Raw genomic sequence first — 21,344 nt, 5'->3', positions numbered from 1 at the left:
TCCTTGCTGAGAAATTCAACGAAAACAGATAAACATGGAGCCAATACGTTGCAAACATAGAGGCCGCATCATTTGAATTATGATACGGCCTCATAAGTCAGTTTATTAATGGTAGGGCACTAAGGATCAGTGTTTTTGATGTAAGAACTCCCAAATGTCATTTCGACGAACGGAGGATGGCCTGGGGGAGGGTGAGGAGAAATCTTATACGTTATGCAGTCCATCACAGCATATCGTATAAGATTTCTCTCTCGCGCAACCGCTCATTCCCGCCCATGCTCAATCGAAATGACATCCTTTTTTTGATTTGGGAATGTCCATTTCTTATATCGAACTAACGTTAATTTAATAACATCGACCTCATGCCATCCCTCCTTTACTTTTCAAAGTAGTGGCCCATCTCCAGGTCGGCAATGAGGCCGGGGTGGGTGGGTTGCCAGTCAACGCGCTGTTGGGTGAGTTGGGCCGAGGCGGGAACATCTGAACCAAAGAAACCGGCAAACCAGCCAAAATGAGCGCCCGCTTCCTGCGGCGATAAGCTTATCACGGGTAAATTCAAATGACTGCCTATAACTTCGGCAATCTGACGGGTGGGTATGCCGCCGTCGCCTACAGCATGGTAGGTTTGGGGTACACCTTTTTCAAGCACCAGCCGGTATAAACGGGCGGCATCCAGTCGGTGCACTGCCGGCCAGCGGTTAGCACCATCGGCAACATAAGCCGAAACACCTTTTTCGCGCGCGATGCCTATGAGTATAGGAACAAAGCCATGATCGCCTTTGTCATGTACCGAAGGGGGCAGGCGCATAATAGATACATTTACGCCTTGTGCTGCCACTGCTTCGGCGGCTTCTTCTGACGCTACCCGGGGATGATGACTGGTTTTGGAGGTGGCAACGTTACTTTCTACCGCCAGTTCGCCAGGTGCATGGGCACCCAGGCCGGTACCCGAGGTGACAATAAGCGGACGGTTGGACCCCGCAAGCACATCGCCCATGGCGGCAATAACGCGCCTGTCGGTTTCGCAGTTTTCCTGGAACTTTGAAAAATCATGAATAAAAGCGGTGTGGATAACGCCATCGCAAGCGTCAACGCCGCTTTGCAGACTGTGCAGATCCTCCAGTGTGCCACGATGCACCTGGGCGCCCGCGGCAATCAGCGCATCAGCGCCCGCATCCGAGCGGGTAAGGCCAAGCACCTGGTGGCCGGCCCCGATTAATTCTTTAACAATGGCCGAGCCTATAAAGCCCGTAGCGCCGGTAACAAATACACGCATGTTTTAAATTTTTTTGGTAAACGATAACAGATCAGCTTTTTTGATCTTCTTTTTTAACAATACAAAGTTGACCAAAGGCAAACCCGTAAACGAGGACATTTGTCACCGTTTTTGGAAGGAGGGTAAAAAGGGTTGAAATGATGCGGTAAAAAAGGCTGTTATTTTGAGTTTCTACTTGTGAGGTATTGTAAAAATGTTTGTCATCCTGAGTGATAAAATTTCGCGAAAATCTGAAGGTAGAATGACAATATAAAGCTATGTCATTGCGAGGCACGAAGCAATCGCGAACTGTGCAGATTCACCCTGTATAGCATGCGATTGCTTCGTGCCTCGCAATGACATGGTGGACTTATCATGCTCAAAATGCCAGGGTGGAGAGGACAATTCCTTATGATTTTACCTGGGTGTGCCTGATGCGGCTAAGGGTTTCGCGGGATACGCCCAGGAAAGATGCCACCATGTGCAGGGGAACGCGGGTTAAAATACCGGGATACATTTTTATAAACTCGTCATACCGCTCTTCGGCTGTGGCGCTTATGGCGCTAAAAACACGCTGCCGGGTACGCGACAGGTTGCTGGCAATCAGCTTATCCGAATAAACTTTAAGCAGGGGGATGTGATCAAACAGGTAGTCGAAATCCTTTTTGGTCCACATCACCACTTCGGTGTACTCAAGCGCGTCAATGTTGTAGCACGATGGCGTATGGTGTTCATAGCTTTCCGGGTCGGTGGTCCAGTTGTTCTCGGGCGAAAACTGCATCACATGTTCATTGCCATTGCCGGTAGTGCGGTAAGTGCGCAAAAAGCCTTTGCAAACAAAAGTTTTATAACGGCAAATTTCGCCTTCCTGCAAAAGGAGGTCCTTACGGCGCAGTTTTTTTTCAATAGCGGTATCCCTAAAAAGCCTGATATCTTCTTCAGTAAGTACGGCCTGTGTTTTGATATATCTTTCGAAATCGCTAAACATATACTATCAAAAATAAGAAAAATAATTCTCCTTAGTCCGGAAGTCTTTTGTCCGAAAGTCCGAAAGTTCCAGCTCCCCTTCCCCGCAGCTGTCTTAACTCTTGATTCTACCCTCTTGACTCTTCTTCCCTTTCTTGTTAAATTTTTATTTCGAAATACTTTTATAAGCGTTAATGTATACTTAAATTTAACTTAACACCATTAGCGTTATTTTGCCCCCATAAAACAAGGTTTGTGAAACACTATCCGGATGCTCAACTTTTACTGGAACTAAAAAGCGGCGATCACCGGGCATTCAAAGAAATTTATGAGCGTTATGCTGATAAATTAATCGCTTTCGCTCTCAAAAAAACGCAAAACGAGGAGGAGGCTACCGATATGGTGCAGGAATTATTCCTCTCCGTTTGGAAAAACCGCTACACCATCCAGGTAAATGGCGCGCTGGAAGCTTACCTGATGGTATCTGTAAACTATATGGTTTATAAATGGTACCGTAAGCAAAGCACCCGCCCCGAATCATTAAACAGCCTGGCCGAGCTGCCCCAGGTAGCCGAAGACAGTACCGCCCAAAAACTTTCCTTTGCCGAACTAAGCTCCCTCATTAACCAGGAAATTGCCGATATGCCCGAAAAAATGCGGCAGGTTTACTTGTACAGCCGCGAACATGATATGAACGGGCAGCAAATAGCCACCGAATTAGGGATCTCGCATCAAACCGTGCGCAACCAGATCAGCAGCGCGCTGGCCCGCCTTAAAAAGATAGTTAACGCGTATAATAATGTGATCCCCCTCCATAATATCCGCGAATTTTTATTGCTGCTGTTTTTTTTCAATTTGCTATAGTACAAATCCCTCCCGGCTGTCACTTAGTAAGTATAAAGGCTTTTAAGTGAAAGAAAAGGAACTCAAAAAATTACTTGATAAATTTAATGCAGGCAAATGCACTGAAGAAGAACTGGCGTTACTGCAAACGCTGATGGATCAGCTGCCGCGACAAGAGGAAATTCCTCCGGTTGTGAGTGGCCTAAAACAATCGCTGTGGCAGCAAATAGAAAACCAGACGATTAACCAGCCACCCGTAAGAAAATTATATACCAACTGGATAAAAGTGGCGGCGGTGATATTGATCGCCCTGTTTGCCGGCATATTCGGCGCCCGCTTATGGACTGCACCTAAAGCCGCAGATCAGATAGCTTACCAGGTTATCACTGCCCCAAAAGGCCAAATGAAACAGGTGTTACTGCCCGATAGCTCACTTGTACAGCTCAACGCCGGTAGCTCTATTCGTTGCCAGGTTAAATTCAGCGAAACCAAGCGTGAAGTTACCTTATTGAGCGGCGAGGCTTTTTTTGATGTTAAGCACGATGCTACCAAACCTTTCCTGGTACATACAGGCGGTGTTACCACCCAGGTATTAGGTACCTCGTTCAATATCAAATTTTATAAGGAATTACCAACTATACAGGTATTTGTAAGCAGCGGCAAGGTTGAGGTGCACGATCAAAAACACACCTTAGGGATGTACACGCCGCAGCAACAGCTTACCTATAACAAGCAAACCCAAAATTTTTCAAAAGAAACCATCACCGGCGATCATTTGCTGAGTTGGATGCATGACGACCTGATTTTAGATAATGTAGAATTTAAAGAAGTAGCTGTTTACCTGCAAAACAGGTATAACGTGAGTTTTAACAACGTGGGTAAAAAACGGAAACAACAGCATTACTCGGTTAGGTTTTCAAACAAGCTAAGCATAAACCAGGTGCTGGATATACTACAACTTATTGACGGCCGCAAATACAGGCTGAACGGAGATACGGTAAATATTAAATAATAATATATCAAAGAGAAACCAATGCCTGCTACTAACAAGCACTGGCTAATTAAGTGTAACTGCCAAAATTAAAAGCAAACGGGCGGTTACTAATCACTTTAAAAACAAATGTATGGAAAAATCTTTAACCCAGATTTCAAGAAAGTTAACGACCGCAATTTTATTGCTCTTAACAATTTTCACAACCGTGGTGCCGGGGCAGGCCAGGGCCGAACGAAAGGCATCATTGATTGACCAGCCGGTAACCGTAAAATTTGCCGATGAGACGATGGATGCATCGCTCGAAAAATTAAAAAAGGCCATTAACAACGTAGCCTTTAACTACAAACTGGATGACGTTGCAGCTGTAAAAGTAAAAGCCAACACTTTTATCGGCAAGCCATTAAAAGACGTGCTGAACGCCTTAACCAACAACACCCTGTTGGAGTATCGCGAAAAATATAACACCATTATTATTTCCCGTAAAAAAGTAGTACGTGTTCCTGCTAAAATTGTGGTAACGGGTAACGTATCTGATAAAGAAGGCCCGCTTGCAGGTGTTGCTATCCGCAGTAAAACTACACAGGCCGGTACTTCAACAGATGTTAACGGCGATTTTAAAATAGCCGTTGAGCAGGGCGAAGTATTGGTATTTACCTTCATCGGCTACAGAAGCCAGGAGGTTGTTGCCGATCATTCTCCGCTTAATGTAACCTTAACTGCCGATGTAACCGGCCTTAACGCCGTTGTGGTGGTTGGTTACGGTACTCAAAAAAAGTCGGATGTAACAGGTGCTGTAGGCTCGCTAAAAGTATCAAATGTTAAAGATCGTTCGGTAGGTTCGGTTACCGAAATGCTGCAGGGACAAATAGCCGGTGTTACCGTGTTGAATGAGGGTGGCGACCCAACCTCGGGACCAAGCATCAGGTTACGTGGCCAAAGCTCTTTTAACAACGAAGGCCCGCTGACGGTAGTTGACGGAACCATTTATAATGGCGGTCCGATAGACCCAAACGATATTGAATCTATCGACGTATTGAAAGATTCTTATGCCGCTATATACGGTGCTAAAGCAGCCGGTGGTGTAATTTTAATAACCACCAAACGCGGTAAACAGGGTAAAACAAACCTGGATATCTCGGTAAAAGGTGGCGAACAAAACGCCCTGAAAATATTACAGGCGTTAAACGCAGCTGATTATGCCGACGCGATCAACACAGCCTACGATAATGCGGGCAAAACCCGTCTGCCGGCATTTGACGCTACGGTAAACCCCGATTCACGGATTACCCGCACCAACTGGACAGATGCCTTGTTCAGAACAGGTCACGTGCAGGATTATAGCCTTAACATCAGCGGCGGTAACGATAAATCAACTTTTTATGTGTCGGGCGGCTATCGTAAAAACGACGCGATCCTGTTAAATACCAATGCTCTCCGTTACAACTTCAGGGTAAACTCTGACCACCAGATCAAAGACTGGTTAAAAATGGGTGAAAGCATGTCTTTCTCTTATAACAACGGCCAGGGTGCCAATACAACAAGCGCATATACCGGTGCAATTTTATCGGCCATATTTTATCCGCCTAACGCCTCTATTTATAATGCCGATGGTAGTTTTGGTGGTGTGCCTGCCCAGTACGCGGGTTCATACGGCGACGTGATTAACCCCGTAGCTTACTTAAAACGCCTGGATAACAGCGACGCGGTTACCAGCTTTACCATAAACCCCTATGTTGAGGTTAGCTTATTTAAAGGGTTAAAATTCCGCTCAAATCTGGGCATCACTAAAAACCTGGAGACTATCAAAAACTTTAGCACCAGAATATTGGAGCCGGGTAAAAAGTTTTTTGATAACTCTCTTTTCCAGGAGCAGAACAACTCAAGAACGATACTTGCCGAGCAAACCTTAAACTTCGACAGGACATTTGGTACTGATCACCACGTTACGGCGCTGGCCGGTTATACCTACCAGGACGATACCCAGGAGTTTTTTAGCGTAAACACCGATAATTACCTGAGCGAAGATCCTGCATACCGCTACATTATTAATGGTACCTTAAACCCAACAGGTGTACCATTGCAGGGCAATAAAAACGAGGCCGCGCTAATCTCTTACTTAGGCAGGGTTGGTTACGATTACCAGGGTAAGTATTTTATCAACGGCATTATCCGCCGTGATGCTACCTCATTGTTAAGCAGCAAAAACCGAACAGAAACTTATCCTGGCGTATCTGCCGGTTGGTTAATCAGCAAGGAATCATTTTTCCCACAAAATGGTCTGGTATCATTTGCTAAGTTAAGGGCCAGTTACGGTCAGTCTGGTAACCTTGCGGGTTTGCCAAGTTTCCCTACTTCGGTATCATTAACTAAAACAGCAGGTTATTTGGGTAGCCCGGCTACGGCTATCACAGGTTCGGCTATTGATGGTTTGGCCAACCAGGATCTGCACTGGGAAAAAGCGACCCAAACAGATATCGGTTTCGACCTGGGCTTGCTCAACGGTCAGCTTAACGTTACCGGCGATGTGTTTATGAAAAAGAATACCCGCTTTTTGTTCCAACCTCCTGTAGCGGCGGTTTATGGGGTATCAAACCCTCCGTTTGTGAACGGTGGCGAAATCCAGAACAAGGGTATCGAACTGGCTGTTAAATACCAGAACAGCATAGGCCAGTTTCACTACAACTTTGCAGCAAACGGCTCATTTATCAAAAATAAGATCATCGATATATTACCTGGGGAAGAACAAATTTTATCAAACCCTACGGTAAGGGATAACCTGGTTCCTATTCAGTTACAGCAAGGATATTCGCTGTATTCTTTCTTCGGATACAAAACAGCAGGTCTGTTCCAATCTCAGGACGAGGTAAATAACTATAAGAATGCATCGGGCGCGTTGATCCAGCCAAATGCCAAACCAGGCGACATCAAGTTTCTTGATCTGAACGGCGATGGTAAACTTACCGATGCCGATAAAACCTATTTAGGCACACCATTCCCTAAATTCAACTACGGTTTTACGGCCAACTTTAGCTACGGCAACTTTGACCTGAGCATATTTTTACAAGGCATAGCCGGCAACAAGATCTTTAACGCGGTTAAATACACCGGCTTAAACGCGTCAATCCAAAACTACAACCTGCTGGCCGATGCTAAAAACGCCTGGACACCTACACATACCAATACCACCATTCCAAGGCTATCGGCAAGTGATGCCAATGGCAACTTTGGTAACGTATCTGATTTTTATGTTGAGAATGGTTCTTACATGCGCATCAAAAACGTAACACTTGGTTACACCTTACCTAAAACACTGATGAACAAAATAGGTGTACGCAGTGCAAGGGTATTTGCCAACGCGCAAAACCTGGCCACATTTACCAAATATTCGGGCCTTGATCCTGAGGTTGGGATTAACCAAAACGGTGTGGATTTAGGATTATACCCACAATCGAGGATCATTTTAATAGGTGTTAACGTAGGCTTGTAATACAAACGCAATCAGAATTTAAGGAGACAACGAAGATGAAATTTAAAAATATAACTAAAGGCTTATTAGGTGTAATGGTTATTATACTTGCGCAAAGCTGTAATAAAAGTACGTTAGATAATATTAAACCCACCGGCACCCCCACCAGTACCAACTTTTGGAAAACTGCCGACGATGCCCAGGCTGCCGCCAATGGTTTATATGAAAAACAAAGCAACAGCGAAGACCTGTACGGCCGTGGTTTCTTTTGGTTTATAAACGCCAGCGACGATATGGTAGTTGGCCGTACATCTGCCGATAGGGAAAACATCAAAAACTTTATTTGTACCGGTAACGAAAGTAGTATTTACGCCCCATGGTCGTTACACTTTGTGGTGATGAAAAGGGCAAACGATGTGATAGCCAATGTGCCCGCTATCAGTATGGATCAATCTGCCAAAAACTTCATTTTGGGGCAGGCTTATTTTATCCACGCGGTAATGCACCTGGAAATTGCCGACCTGTACGGAACCGACAAACAAGGTGCCCCTTTGCAAAGCCGTACCAACCCGCTGGCCTTCCCTGCGCAACTGGCATCGGTTAAAGATAACTACGCCTACATTGTGGCCGATTTAAAGAAAGCGGCTAACCTGTTGCCTTATTTTGATAAGCTTGCCCCTGCCGATTACGGTCGCGCGCACAAAACTGCTGCCTGGGCGTATTTATCTAAAGCTTACCTGCATGCCAAAGATTATGTTAATGCCGAAAAGTATGCCGATTCGGTTATTTTAAGCGGGAAACATGCTTTGTTAAGCAACTATGCCGATGTGTTTAAAATTGCCAATAACTATAGCTCGGAGTACATTTGGTCGGTAGCGAGTAACTTAAACGGACAAAGCATTTTACCCGGTGCCATGCTTGAAAATAAAGGCTGGGGTTTGTACAACGGCTTTGGTTATTATCAACCTACCAAAGAACTGGTTGACGAATTTGAAGCTAAAGACAAAAGGCTTGCCGCTACTATCCTTAAAAACGGCGATATTTTCCAATACTTTGGCCAAACGTATTCCTACCCCATTGGCGGCAAAAGCAATAGCTTAACCGGGTACCAGTTTAATAAATACATGGAGCCGTTTAGCTATGCAGGTGGTATCCATGTAAGCCCTAATGGCGATGAGCCGTCGACTGACTTAAACGTACCGTTATTGCGTTATGCCGAGATCCTGCTGATTAAAGCCGAAGCGCAGATTATGCAGGGTAAAAACGGCGATGCCGCTTTAAACCTGGTAAGGGTGCGGGCAGGTTTGGCACCCAAATCGGGCGCTACCATGGCCGACCTGAAACACGAACGCCGTGTAGAACTGGCCGGTGAGTGGAGCGACCGTAACTTCGACCTGGTACGCTGGGGCGATGCGCAGGCAACCTATGCCAAACCGCTGCATGGAGCCGACGGCTCGGTAGTTTGGAAAGCCCGCAATTTTGACCCTGCAAGGGACAATGTGTGGCCAATTCCACCCAAAGACATCCAAATAAGCCAGGGACAGCTTAAACAAAACGCTGGCTGGTAATTGAATTTACATAGCGAAAGCCGGGCTTAGTCCCGGCTTTTTGCGTTAAAAAAGAAAATACAGGGATCATTCTCAATTGTAAAAAAAAGCTATTTAGCGGCTTTTCTTAGCTTGTATACTCAACTGATAATTTATACTTTGTGTCAATCTATTTAGGGTATAAAAACATGTCAATAGTTACAGCAATATGTTCTGCAAACAAATTTTGGCACGCTAAATTTGTTTCCCATGTAATTTTAAATATTGCTGCTATTGTGATTTTTAGTCCATTTTCCTATGGTCAAACAATCAAAAATAAATTCCCCAAATTTCAGTTAGACAGTTTAACATCTCATTATTCAAATAATTACCTGGGTTCAATTTTTGGTGAAAAAATCGCTGATTCGATTCAAATAGTTGCATTGGGCGAAGTTAGTCACGGAGGATATGAGCCAATTGCATTTAAAGCAAATATGGTTAGGTATTTAATTGAGAGCAAAGGTTATCGAAAGGTTCTTTTTGAACTTTCTGACATTGGAAGGATAAGAGCCATGAGAAACTATTTAAATAATCAAAGCATAAATGACACATCTTACATCACCAAATGGATAAAGCAGGCTCAATTTGTTGATGCAACTGCATCTGAATGTTTGAATTTATTTAAATGGATAAAACAGTACAACATTAAACATCCGAAAGACATTGTGGAGGTTGTGGGCTTTGAAATTGGCAAAGATCAAAGTATTATCAACTTTATTCTTAATAAATATATTATTCCGTATGATCATAAACAAGGCCAGCAATATGTGTATCAGTTAAGTTCGGATATATCCGATACTGCTAAAATTATGATCCTTAACAAATGGGTCCTATCAGCTGAGCTATTGCTTAAAACTAAAATTAGCGGGGAAGAGCTTTATTGGCTGCATTTTTATATTCATAATGCGGTAAACGGTGTAAATTACCTTATCAGAGACTCGAAAAGCAAGTCTGATAAATCGGATGCGGCAAATTTGTTTCGGGATAGTGTTATGTCAGAAAATGTTCGATACCTGAGCGCAAATGACAAAACCATAGTATGGGCACACAATGCCCACGTCATTAGATCCGAACCAAGGTATATGGGAAATTATTTGAATCAATATTTTAAAAACAGATACTACGTAGTTGCAACCGATTTTTCAAAACTTGCCGAAGTTGAAATTAACAATAATAATTTTATGCAAAATGATAACCGAAAATATGTTACTAAAACATTTAAATCCGGGCCATCTACCGCGGCATATAAAATCTTAAATAAATATGAAATTTCAGAGGGGATTTTTGTTCATCAGGATATGATCAACATGGGTATTAAAGAAGAAACTAATACTATTGATGCAAACGGCCTTCAGGTTTTTATTCCCGTGCTTAACAACGCCTTTGATGCCCTGGTGATTTTTTCTGAAATTTATTCAACTGCAAAACAAATCTCCAATTAATATACTATGAAAACCACCTGTATTTTTATTGCACTTTTATTTGTTGTGAGTACCGTTAAGGCTCAAAAGGTACAGGAACTTGCTTCAAAAAACATTGATGAAGCTATTCCGATGTTTGAACAAATTTCAGACTTTAAAAACACAGATGAAGTTAAACTTGTGGGCTTAGGGGATATTGGAGAATTCGCAAAGGAAACTAAAAAGTTCAACACTGCATTTTCGGCTTACCTGATAACAAAAAAGAAATTCAGGAATATCGTATTGCAAACAGACGACTGGTTACTTAGGCCTCTGAATATCTATTTAACTACTGCTGTACCCGCTGATAATGCACGATTAGACTCACTGATCAAAAATATCTTTTCCGGCCATCATAAATTTGCAAACCCGGAATTCAGCTCATTGATAAAGTGGATAAAAAATTACAATTTAAGCCACCCGGACGACATGGTTAATATTGGGGGAGTTGCACCCTATACACAAATACCACCGTCCTATCTTCTATCTGCTTATGTATTCCCTGTTGATAAATCTTATGGGCAAAAATTGAGTGAAAAATGGAGTGATAACGCCACCCCGGATTCAACAGCTTATTCAGATATTAAAACCTGGATAGAAGCTCTTAAAAACACCAAACTCTCAAAGCTTAATCAAAACTTAATTTTCAAATGCAATGAAGATCTGATTCACAATACTTTTGTATTAAAAGTAGAGTCTGCTGATCAAAAGTTCCCGCTAAAGGTACTCAACGACAGATCCCGTTACATTGCCAACCAGATTTTGAAGAAACTAAGTAAAAAAACAATTTACTATGGTTTAAACACAGAAATTATTAAAGCAAACCTGGAGTCGAATTTTACTAAAGATAATCTTCCTTCATTTTCTGTAGGGAAACTTTTAAGCGAAGAGCTAAAGGAAAAGTATTATGTATTTATCACAGATTTCGCCAACGTTGCTAAATTACCCGTAGCCGATCTTTCAGCTCAAAAAATGAATGTAGAAGTATTTACAGGGTCAGCACAAGCAAAAACCCTGTTTGAAAAGAAAGACTATTTTGAACGAAAAAAAGATAAAGATGTTTTAACAGGATATAAACCTATGGTAATATCATACATTAAAGGACAGTTTACCAATGCAATTGTACAGCGGGATAGCTTTGCAGCAGATGCGCTATTCTTGTTTTCACATTTGTCAGAAATAGATTTAAACTATTAGCAGCGTCTAACATCGATCACGTGAATGAACTAATTTGTTGCGGCGTTAATCCTGATCCACAACGTGAAAAGCCAGTCTCTTTAAATCCTGAAATAAAATTAATAAATAACCTAAAGCGTCATGTAACACATTAAATTGTAAACTCGAAGCTACTCGATTTATAAATGTCGCCAGGTTTGATCTAAATTACCGAAAATGAGTTTCGAAAATCAAATTGCATTTTAAATTGTCTAAATAAATTCTCTATTGTGATTTTTAAATTATCGACAAGCAGATATTTGTTTTTAAGTTGTGTTTCAATGTTTTTTACGTTAGCAGGAAATTTTGCTTACGGACAAAACATATATGGGTTTGTCATAAGTAATTCGAAACCTCTTATTGGAGCAACTATCAAAAATTTAAATTCGCAGATGATAGCTATCAGTAACGAGAACGGCAAATTCGAACTGGTCTTAAAAATAGGCGATACGGTATCAGCAAGTTATATAGGATTTAAAACTGATACGCTGATTTTTCGAAATCAGAGCCCGCTATTGATTACACTCAAACCTCTACCTAATATGTTAGGAGAGGTATTTATCAGATCGAAGATCAGTCCGTTGGAAAAATTTAAAAGGAATCAGGCCGACTATAAGCAAATTTACCGTATTGGCGATGACAGTCATGTCATCTCTATTGCTGCAGGATATGGAGCTGGTTTGGTAATAAATATAGATGCCCTGTATAGTGCACTAAGCAAAGAAGGAAAGGACGCCCGGCGACTCCAAAAAACATTGATAAGAGACTATCATGGTGATATTGTCGACGCCCGATTCACTAAAAGCCTGGTAATTAAATTAACTGGTTACGAGGGCCCGCAGCTGGAGAATTTCATGATTAATAACCGCCCTACCTATGAATTTATCAAAAGCGCGTCTGACTATGATATCATTGAATATATAAAGCAAAAGGCAGGCAAAACGGCTTTATCAAAAGATACGGCCATTGTTACACATTAAAAAACAGATTCCAGAACTAATTTAAATACCTTAAAGATCGCTTTATTTAAACAGACATGGGTGGAACTGTAATATTGTATAGTTAATGTATAGTTTTACCACCAAGCTACGATTGGTTTGTCGGGTTTCAAATGATTAATAGAGTTAAAGACACACGCCACTGGCGTGCTGCCGGTAAAGGCGGCAATTCCACCCAAAGACATCCAGATAAGCCAGGGACAGCTAAAACAAAACGCTGGCTGCTAATTGAATTTATAACGCCAAAAATGGTCTAAATGGCCGTACAAGCCGCTTTACGAAATTAAAGCGGCTTTTTTTGATAAACTAAGTTGCTCATAGCCAAAATACAAGCCGCATAAGTTAATATTTAATTAGACTGATTATAAATAATGAGATATATTTGCGGTGTTTATGCCCAGATTAACTTATATCCATTATTGATGAAACATCTATTTACAATACTGTTTGCCATTTTATTAGGCAGTTCACTTGCACTTCAGGCCCAAACTATGGGTAATCTATCCGGAAAAGTAACCATGGTTGATGGCAGCCCCCTGGCCTCCGCATCGGTATCTATCATCGGCACCACCAAGGCTACCTTAACCGACGAAAACGGTAACTATTCTTTTAATAACCTTGATGCCGGCAGTTATACTATAAAAGTGCAGGTGCTTGGCTCACCCGAAAAAGACCTGCCAGTACAGGTTGTTGCCGGGCAAACCGCAATAGTTAACTACCAGTTGCCTAAAGAAAACGTAACCGCCTTACAGGAGGTAACCGTTTCTGGCAACAAAAACAAATTCTCCAAAAAGGAGAGTGTTTACATTGCCCGTCTGCCGTTAAAAAACATCGAGAACCCGCAGGTATACAATTCTGTTTCAAAGGAGTTGATCCAGGAACAAATGGCCGTTGATTTGGGTAGCGTATCTAAAAACGTACCGGGCGCGGGTATTCCTACTATTGCCAACCAGGGCAGGGTAACCTTCCTGTCCCGTGGTTTTGAAACCGAACCCAATGCACGCAATGGTGTAGCAGGCGCCGCTTTTTCATCTATCGATCCGGCAAACCTTGAGCGTGTAGAAGCTATTAAAGGCCCATCGGCTACCTTATTTGGTACCAGTATATCCAGCAGCTATGGTGGTTTATACAACCGTGTTACCAAAAAGCCTTACAACGGCTTTGGCGGCGAGGTGTCTTACTTTGGCGGCAGTTGGAATTATAACCGCTTGGTAGCCGATATCAATTCGCCGGTTAATGCCGATAAAACGGCTTTGTTCCGTTTAAACACGGCTACTACCTTTCAAAAAAGTTTCCAGGATTTGGGCTTTACCAATAACATCAGTGTAATGCCAAGCTTCTCGTACCAGGTCACAGATCGTTTATCGCTCTTGCTCGATGTTGAATTTGGGCAGGAGAAAGGTACCTCGGTAGTGCGCTTTAACCCATATACAGGCGGTACCAAGGTGCGTACCCTTAATATTGCTACCATGGGTTTCCCTTACAATAAAACTTTCCTGAGCAACGATCTGCCTTATCAAACACAGATGCTGAACATTTTTGGGCAGCTGAACTATAAAATATCCTCACAGTGGACGTCGCAAACCGTGATATCACGCGCCCGATCTACCATCAACGGATATATCACGGCGCTAACCGGCCGCAGCGATACCAGCCTTAGGCCACAGGTTATTACCGGTAATACCTCATTTATCGCTACCGATCTGCAACAGAATTTTACAGGCGATTTCAAAATTGGCGGTCACCGCAACCGTGTAGTTATCGGTTTAGATTATTACAACAACTCCAACAGCTTTGATAGGGTTACCGTAAACTATAACCAAACCGTTAGCTTTATACATACACCATCTACCTATCGCATTAGTCGCTTTAAAATAGATTCGTTAACCAGCACGGGCACTTTGCGGAAAGAAAATAACCACGATAACACTTACGCGGCCTACGTTTCTGACGTGTTTAATATCACCGATAAGCTCTCGGTAATGGCCAGCTTAAGGCTCGATCGTTATCAATATGGTGGTGTTTATAATATCTCTACAGGTGTAACCGCCGGTGGTTTGGGTGCAAACGGTGTGCAAACAGGTCCTTACGGCCAAACTGCGCTATCGCAAAAAATGGGTGCTGTTTACGAGGTGGTTAAAGACAAGATATCGGTATTTGGTAACTATATGAACGGTTTTTTTAACGAAAGTGGTGTATTTGCCAATGGTAGCCAGTTTAAACCAGAACACGCCAACCAGTTGGAGTTTGGTGTAAAAGGCGATATACTTGATCATAGGTTGGTAGGTACGGTTAGCTACTATGATATCCAGGTAAAAGATATGATCAGGCCCGATCCTAACGACAGTCAATACTCCATACAGGATGGTACCCGTTTAAGTAAAGGTGTCGAAGTTGATTTAACAGCCAATCCATTTGATGGCTTAAACATTGTTGCAGGTTATGCTTATAACGATAGTAAGCTAACCCACTCGGATGTTACCACCAACGGTTTGCGCCCGGCGTATTCTGGTCCGGCAAGGATGCTTAACTTTTGGGTTAGCTACCGCATGCAGCAAGGCGATCTGAGAGGTTTAGGTTTAGGATTTGGCGGTAACTCGGGCAGTTCATCATACAACGTGAATACAACTACTTTAAAAGTGATAGTTCCTGCTTATACTATATTAGATGCCAGTGTATTTTATGATCAGCCTAAATACCGCATCGGCTTTAAAGTAAATAACATTACCAGCGAGCAGGCGTGGTCATTACGCTTAACGCCGCAGGCACCAGCACAATTTATTGGCAGCCTTACGTTGAAATTTTAATTGAAAAAAATTGCAGGCAGGCTGCACCTTTGGCCTGCCTTGCAACAGGTATAGTATTTATTGTTGGAGCACCGTTTTCGGGGAGCCTGGTTGTAAAACCGGCTCCTCCGCTGGGTCGCGTGCGCCCAATGTCATTAAGTTAACGTGAGTTTGATATAAGAACTCCCTAATGTCATTTCGACGAACTGCGGATGGCTGAGTGGGCTACCGTGTACCCATCTTTTCGCCGGTGCACGCGTGTGTCATACGGCCCGGCTACGATTGATTGTAAGATGTAAAATCGATAAAGACACACGCGACAGCCGGCTGCCAGCAAAGGTGCAATTTTAGCGCAGGTCTTGTGAATGGGTTGGCGTGGTGGTTGACCTGTGCTTTACGGTATGTTTTGATTAGGAGATTCACAAGTGAGCTTCGCGCATGCAGGCGCACAACACTTGCACTAAGGAGGCTAAATTCAATTAAAAACTAATGAAATATATTTCGTTTTTTTTTAAATTTAAATCAAAATATATCGCCATGAAAATGAAATCAAAAATAGTATTCTTTTTTGTTGTCTTTTTTTTAAGTACTGTGGAATTCGTTGCCGCCCAAAATCGTTCTATAAATAAGACATATCCCGATTCTTCTATGAAAAAAGTCACTTATAAAGTTAATTCTGGGGATAATTACTACATTATTTCAAGGAAATTTCACATAAACACAAAAGACCTAATGATAGCCAATAATAACGAACCCTTAGCTTACGGTAAGGAGATAAAGATACCAGAAATACCCTCTCAAAACGATGATAATAATACAAATACTAAATTACAGCAGAACTCGGTATCCCCTCCCCCAAAAAAATCACAGGCGGACCATAGCGACGACTTAAAGATTCTAAAGGTAGAACATGACATAGCTAATAAGAAAAATTATGCCGATATAGTTAAACTATTAAAGTTTAAGTATCCAGCAGCCAATAATAAAAAATATTTGGCTCCGGTTGAGTATGAGGAGCGGGTTCCGATGAAAAGACCTGTAAAAAAAACAGTGCAAGGCTACAGTGGAAATGGTGCTGTAATGGACTTTGACGTTGATGACGAAGAAACATATTACGAAAGCGTAAAAAGAACTGGATTAAAGAATATAAGTAACAAAAAAATAATTATAAAAGGTATAGAAAGATATAGGTTATCGGAAGATGTATGGGACTATAATGACATTTCCATTGCTTTAGATCCAGGGGAGGTTTTTACATATCACATTGCTCCGTTTTATAGCCTTCTTAGTAATGAGAGCGATAGTTCAGAAATTTATTTTTACGATTTTAAGTAAATATTGCTTCGTTACCTTCGCTGGCGCGCCCGCCATGCCATTAATAATACTTCTTAAAAAATATTCCCCAAAATGACAACTGAAATATAAAAAGCAAAGCCATAAAATGTCCATCTAAGGCTATCTTTAGCTTTTTGATGATACCCATCGGCTTTAAAGCCCGCCGCCAAAGTAAGTGGAATGGTACCGGGCAATATGATGCAGAGAATTTTATATCCTAAATCGAGAGGCGCATACTTCCTGGCTTCAAACTCCTCCATTTTTTCGGCAATTTCGGCTTCGATCATTTTGATCTCGTCATCAGATAGATTGCGTGCTATCAATTCGTTATTCGCAGCCTGAACCGCCAATGGGTCATAAATACCTGCTTCACTATTAATAATATCTAAAAGCTTGTCGGTTTTTTGCCTCGCCATTGTTTCCTCAAACTCCTGTTGTTTGTTTATCATACGTCAGTATTTTTGCTATTGAACCTTTGGTACAGCTTTTTAGCTTTCCATTATTTATTTTCGGTAAACCAGCAAACGGAACGACTGGCCTTTAGGGCTCTTAGCCCAGGTGCCGGTTACCGAATCGGGACTTGCCCGGCCGGTGATGTGGGCTTTGGTGTTAAAGTCGCTGTCATATTCGTCTAATTTGATTTGACCATTTACCATATCGCCCTGCATGCTAATGCCCCGGCCATATTTTTGGTAACAGTAAACGCCCTCGCAGTCGTGGTAATTGGAGGACCGCAGGATAAACAGGATGGGGTATTTATCAATTTTACCCGTAAAAAGTTGCGGTAAGGATACCGACCTGTATTGGGCAATGGGCTGGTTTGTTAGCCCGAACACGCATCTTCCATACTGGTTAAGATAGCCGCCGAAGGAGGACAGGCCGAATTTTACGATCATATCCCAGCCCTTTTGGTTTTTAGACAGGCGGTTATCGCCATTTAAAATAATGGAGTTGCCTTTGATATAAAAGTCTTCGGTAACGTATTCGCCAATGTATCGGATCACATCTTGCCATACGCTGTCAGGTTCGCCGGCGGCATGGATCTGTTCTTTAAACGCACGCACGCTTTTTTTGATGGCCAGGCTTTTAAACAGCTTGAACCCGGCTGGTGTAAACAGATCGGATAGCTGGATAAGGTCGCCATTACCGGCGTTAAAGTTGTAGTAGCGGGTCCAATAAGCGGTTGTCATCCCGCTGCTCGATTCATCAAAACCAAGGCTCAATAACCTGTTGTTATTGGTAAACAGATCATAGGTCATTTGCCATTTGCCGCCGTAAATGGTGCCGTTGTTATAGTTAATCCTTTCAAATATGTTTTTGGTTTGAAAGCCCTTTAGCAGTTCTAACTCGGACAACTGCAACTGCTGGTTTATTTTTGAGGTAGTTGCCGCGTTTGCCGGATTGTTGTAAAAAACCGGGAAATGAAGGTTGCGCCCGTCCTCAAGGTATTCCACCGGTTTAACGGCAAAATAACGCTTTTGGCCATTGGCGTGTTGGGGCGTAAATGCCGAAAGGATCATGCAGGTAAGGAAAAACGCGTGTAAAGGTTTCATGGCGGTAAAGGCGGCGAAATATGATTTAAATATAATGAAATTTGGGATGAGGGAGTTAAGCGAGGTGTGTTGATACAGTGTTTTTATGCGACAGCAATTGGGTGCTATTGCTATGCAAAGAGTTCTACTAAAAAACGAAAGACTTACGAAGTTTCTAAAACTTCGTAAGTCTGGTATGCGCATGTGCACTGTCATTAAGTTAAGGAACCCCATCGGGGTTTAATGTCGGTAGAAGCCGATACCCATTAGGATATTCGTGCCGTTAGGTACGACACTGGCGATGTTGCGTACCTAACGGCACGCTTTTCATTTGTGATTTATTTTCTACCGATATTTTGCACCTAACGGCGCAGTTCAAATTCCTCAACGTAATGATATTTGACATGGGCCGGTAATTGAATTGAGTTCGAAAAAAAACGAAAGCCTTACAAAGTTTCTAAAACTTCGTAAGGCTGGCCTGTTATAGAAAACGGACGCTTTGCTTTTATTTGCTTCCGGCCGGACGGCTTCCATAACTTACCGGGTAAACCTTCCTGAACATGATGTAGGTAACGGATACAATACTGAAGGCTACCAGGGCATCGATAGTGGCATGCTGCGCCTATCCAAAAGATTGTTTTTGCTGTTTTAGTTGTCATGATTTCTGCGTTTTTTGTTTTGATTTGATTTGAGTCAAAAATGGGGCTTAGGCCTTGAAAACAACAGCGCTTTTATAGCGAGGCAGACAATATGGATGGTGGTTTAGACAATTGGAGGGGCGGGGATTTCAATTCCCCTCTTGAGAGCTATGGTGTGTACACATCTTTTCTTTTGAAATCGTATCATTAAACAAAAAAGATTGTCATTTCGAACTCTTGAAGGGCGGGATTTTGCAGGGTAAGGGTGAGAAATCTTATACGACAGACCACGTTTGCTCGTCGCTCGTACAAGGTTTCTCTCTCGCACCCTACTCATAGTCCTCCTTCACTCAATCGAAATGACATTTTCTTCTTTTAGAAAGATGCGTACACACGGTAGCTCAAGAGGGGATTCGCACGGGGGCCACCGCTTCGAACTTCACCAATTGGAACTTTATAATTTGCGATTGCTTCTTGCCTACCCATGACAAGTTATAAAAATGGGGTCATCCTGAACTTGTTTCAGGAACCCACAGGACAGATTACCCACATGAAGTATATTTAGCGAGTGGGGTGCCGAAACAAGTTCGGCATGACGGCGGAGTTAATGGTGATTGTCATTTCCACCTTCATAGTCCGCAGGATTTAAAAACTCGCAATGACATGGCTTTATATTGTCATGTTCATCTTCATAGTCCGCGGATTTAAAAACTCGCAACGACGTGGATGATACCTTACCCCTTCAGCTCCTCAATCTCTTTCAAACTCTTTGGCAAATATTTACCTAACAGGTGACTGCCGGTATCGGTGATCAAAAAGTTGTCTTCGATGCGGATGCCGCCAAAATCGCGATAGGTGTTCAATACGCTGTAGTTGATGAAGTCGGCATATTTGTTTTCGGCCTGCCAGCGGTCAATCAGTTCGGGAATAATGTAGATGCCCGGCTCGATGGTGAGCACATAGCCTGCCTCCAACTCCCGACCCAACCTTAGCGATTTTAAGCCGAAAATATTGGTTTCTTTTTTGAGGGTATCGGTATAGCCAACGTAGGGTTCGCCCAAGTCTTCCATATCGTGGGTGTCCATGCCTAACATGTGGCCCAGTCCGCATTGAAAAAACATGGTGTGCGCACCGGCGGCAACAGCTTCGGCAGGGTCGCCCTTCATCATGCCGGCCTGGCTTAAGCCTTCAACTAACTTCTGGCAGGCGGCCAGGTGAATATCTTTATAGCGTACACCCGGTTTAAGCATGCTGATGGCGTGATCCATAGAATCTAAGACCACCTGGTATAGTTCGGCCTGTTTGGTGGTAAAAGTTTTGCCAACGGGGGCGGTGCGGGTAAGGTCGCCGCCGTAGTGCATGGCGTTTTCGGCACCAATGTCGCACAGCAGCATCTGACCGTTTTGCAGGGTATGGCTATAATCGTGCGTGTGCAGTGTTTGGCCGTGCGGAGTAATAATGGCGGGGTAACCCAGGCGCGAATCGGCAGCCATGGCCACTTCATGGGCTTTGGCCACCAGCTCATAACCCTTAACGCCGGGGCGGGTATTTTTGATCACAGCCAGCTGCATATCCACACTGGTTGATACCGCTTTTTCAAGTTCGGCAACCTCCAGCGGGGTTTTGATCACCCGCTGGGCAATTACGGCTTTAATAAGCTTGATGGAAACATGGTCGGCCACGTCCTGTAAGCTTACATTGAGCCATGCGGCCAGCTTTATTTTATTTTCGGGGCGATAAGGGGGCAGTACATGAACCGTACGACCGGCGGTTATCGCTTTATGTATATAGTGGGTAATATCGTTATAGGGGCGGGTTTGGGTAACGCCAACCAGGGCGGCCATTTCGCTCACGGTAGGTAGGATGCCAGTCCAAACGATGTCATCCATGCTCAGCTCATTGCCGAAGATCACCTCCCCGCCGGTATCGGTATCAATAACGGCGGCAATGCCGGCCACATCCAATCCAAAGTAATACAGAAAACTGCTATCCTGCCTGAAGGGGTAGTGGTTATCCTTATAGCTCATGCTGCTTTCCTCGTTACCCAGCAAAACAATCAGCCCATCGTGCCCAAAGTTTTGTTTCAACACATCGCGCCTGCCGGCGTATACCTGCTTTTCAAAAAGTTGTAAACTCATGCCGCAAATATAAACAGAAAACCCCCTACCCCCCTGAAGAGTAATGGCGCTAACTTAGTTAGTTTATTTGTACTTTTTATACTTTCCTGCTTTGGTTTTTCTCGCATAATGCCTGTCGTTACGTATCGGTAT

Annotated in this window: 15 protein-coding genes; 10 read left to right on the top strand and 5 right to left on the bottom strand. The window is 43.0% G+C overall.

Annotated elements, in window-relative coordinates:
• Positions 1 to 376 precede the first annotated feature (376 nt).
• Both FHS10_RS28960 and FHS10_RS28955 read right to left on the bottom strand, forming a co-directional pair.
• Complete coding sequence (locus FHS10_RS28960; RefSeq protein WP_259097709.1) at positions 377 to 1,276, bottom strand: SDR family oxidoreductase; 900 nt, start codon at positions 1,274 to 1,276, stop codon at positions 377 to 379.
• 388 nt (positions 1,277 to 1,664) lie between these two features.
• Entirely contained in the window at positions 1,665 to 2,243 is a 579-nt protein-coding gene (locus FHS10_RS28955; RefSeq protein WP_259097707.1) for a Crp/Fnr family transcriptional regulator, read from the bottom strand.
• Positions 2,244 to 2,476: 233 nt separating this feature from the next.
• Between FHS10_RS28955 and FHS10_RS28950 the strand changes: the two genes are divergently transcribed.
• The 9 genes from FHS10_RS28950 to FHS10_RS28910 all read left to right on the top strand — a co-directional run bounded on the left by FHS10_RS28950 (position 2,477) and on the right by FHS10_RS28910 (position 16,904).
• Positions 2,477 to 3,085 carry an RNA polymerase sigma factor gene (locus FHS10_RS28950; RefSeq protein ID WP_259097705.1) on the top strand — a complete coding sequence of 203 codons (609 nt, stop codon included), beginning with the start codon at positions 2,477 to 2,479 and terminating at the stop codon, positions 3,083 to 3,085.
• Positions 3,086 to 3,131: 46 nt separating this feature from the next.
• On the top strand, positions 3,132 to 4,076 hold the full coding sequence (locus FHS10_RS28945; protein ID WP_259097704.1) for a FecR family protein: 945 nt from the start codon (positions 3,132 to 3,134) through the stop codon (positions 4,074 to 4,076).
• Positions 4,077 to 4,188: 112 nt separating this feature from the next.
• Positions 4,189 to 7,545 carry a SusC/RagA family TonB-linked outer membrane protein gene (locus tag FHS10_RS28940; protein ID WP_259097702.1) on the top strand — a complete coding sequence of 1,119 codons (3,357 nt, stop codon included), beginning with the start codon at positions 4,189 to 4,191 and terminating at the stop codon, positions 7,543 to 7,545.
• A 35-nt stretch (positions 7,546 to 7,580) separates the two neighbouring features.
• On the top strand, positions 7,581 to 9,092 hold the full coding sequence (locus tag FHS10_RS28935) for a RagB/SusD family nutrient uptake outer membrane protein (RefSeq protein ID WP_259097701.1): 1,512 nt from the start codon (positions 7,581 to 7,583) through the stop codon (positions 9,090 to 9,092).
• Between the two features lie 167 nt (positions 9,093 to 9,259).
• A complete protein-coding gene (locus tag FHS10_RS28930; RefSeq protein ID WP_259097700.1) occupies positions 9,260 to 10,552 on the top strand; it encodes an erythromycin esterase family protein in 1,293 nt (430 codons plus the stop codon).
• A 6-nt stretch (positions 10,553 to 10,558) separates the two neighbouring features.
• A complete protein-coding gene (locus FHS10_RS28925; protein ID WP_259097699.1) occupies positions 10,559 to 11,767 on the top strand; it encodes a TraB/GumN family protein in 1,209 nt (402 codons plus the stop codon).
• Positions 11,768 to 12,177: 410 nt separating this feature from the next.
• Positions 12,178 to 12,765: a hypothetical protein gene (locus FHS10_RS28920; protein ID WP_259097697.1), complete on the top strand. Its 588-nt coding sequence runs from the start codon at positions 12,178 to 12,180 to the stop codon at positions 12,763 to 12,765.
• 440 nt (positions 12,766 to 13,205) lie between these two features.
• Positions 13,206 to 15,590, top strand: a complete 2,385-nt coding sequence (locus FHS10_RS28915; protein WP_259097696.1) for a TonB-dependent receptor — start codon at positions 13,206 to 13,208, stop codon at positions 15,588 to 15,590.
• A gap of 516 nt (positions 15,591 to 16,106) precedes the next feature.
• On the top strand, positions 16,107 to 16,904 hold the full coding sequence (locus FHS10_RS28910; protein WP_259097695.1) for a LysM peptidoglycan-binding domain-containing protein: 798 nt from the start codon (positions 16,107 to 16,109) through the stop codon (positions 16,902 to 16,904).
• Positions 16,905 to 16,957: 53 nt separating this feature from the next.
• Here FHS10_RS28910 and FHS10_RS28905 read toward each other — a convergent pair whose 3' ends face one another.
• Together FHS10_RS28905 and FHS10_RS28900 are read right to left on the bottom strand one after the other, a co-directional pair.
• Positions 16,958 to 17,353: a hypothetical protein gene (locus FHS10_RS28905; RefSeq protein ID WP_259097694.1), complete on the bottom strand. Its 396-nt coding sequence runs from the start codon at positions 17,351 to 17,353 to the stop codon at positions 16,958 to 16,960.
• Between the two features lie 54 nt (positions 17,354 to 17,407).
• A complete protein-coding gene (locus FHS10_RS28900; RefSeq protein ID WP_259097693.1) occupies positions 17,408 to 18,457 on the bottom strand; it encodes a hypothetical protein in 1,050 nt (349 codons plus the stop codon).
• 478 nt (positions 18,458 to 18,935) lie between these two features.
• On the opposite strand from FHS10_RS28900, the gene FHS10_RS28895 reads away from it, so the two are divergent.
• The gene (locus tag FHS10_RS28895; protein WP_259097691.1) at positions 18,936 to 19,088 is read left to right on the top strand and encodes a hypothetical protein; all 153 of its coding nucleotides are present in this window, start codon (positions 18,936 to 18,938) and stop codon (positions 19,086 to 19,088) included.
• Between the two features lie 720 nt (positions 19,089 to 19,808).
• On the opposite strand, the gene FHS10_RS28890 is transcribed toward FHS10_RS28895, so the two are convergent.
• Entirely contained in the window at positions 19,809 to 21,212 is a 1,404-nt protein-coding gene (locus tag FHS10_RS28890) for an aminopeptidase P family protein (RefSeq protein ID WP_259097690.1), read from the bottom strand.
• Between the last annotated feature and the right edge of the window lie 132 nt (positions 21,213 to 21,344).

Source organism: Mucilaginibacter dorajii (genome assembly GCF_024808255.1).
Classification (GTDB): domain Bacteria; phylum Bacteroidota; class Bacteroidia; order Sphingobacteriales; family Sphingobacteriaceae; genus Mucilaginibacter; species Mucilaginibacter dorajii.
Note: the sequence above shows the minus strand (reverse complement) of the source record. Positions and strands in the feature narration are given on the sequence as shown.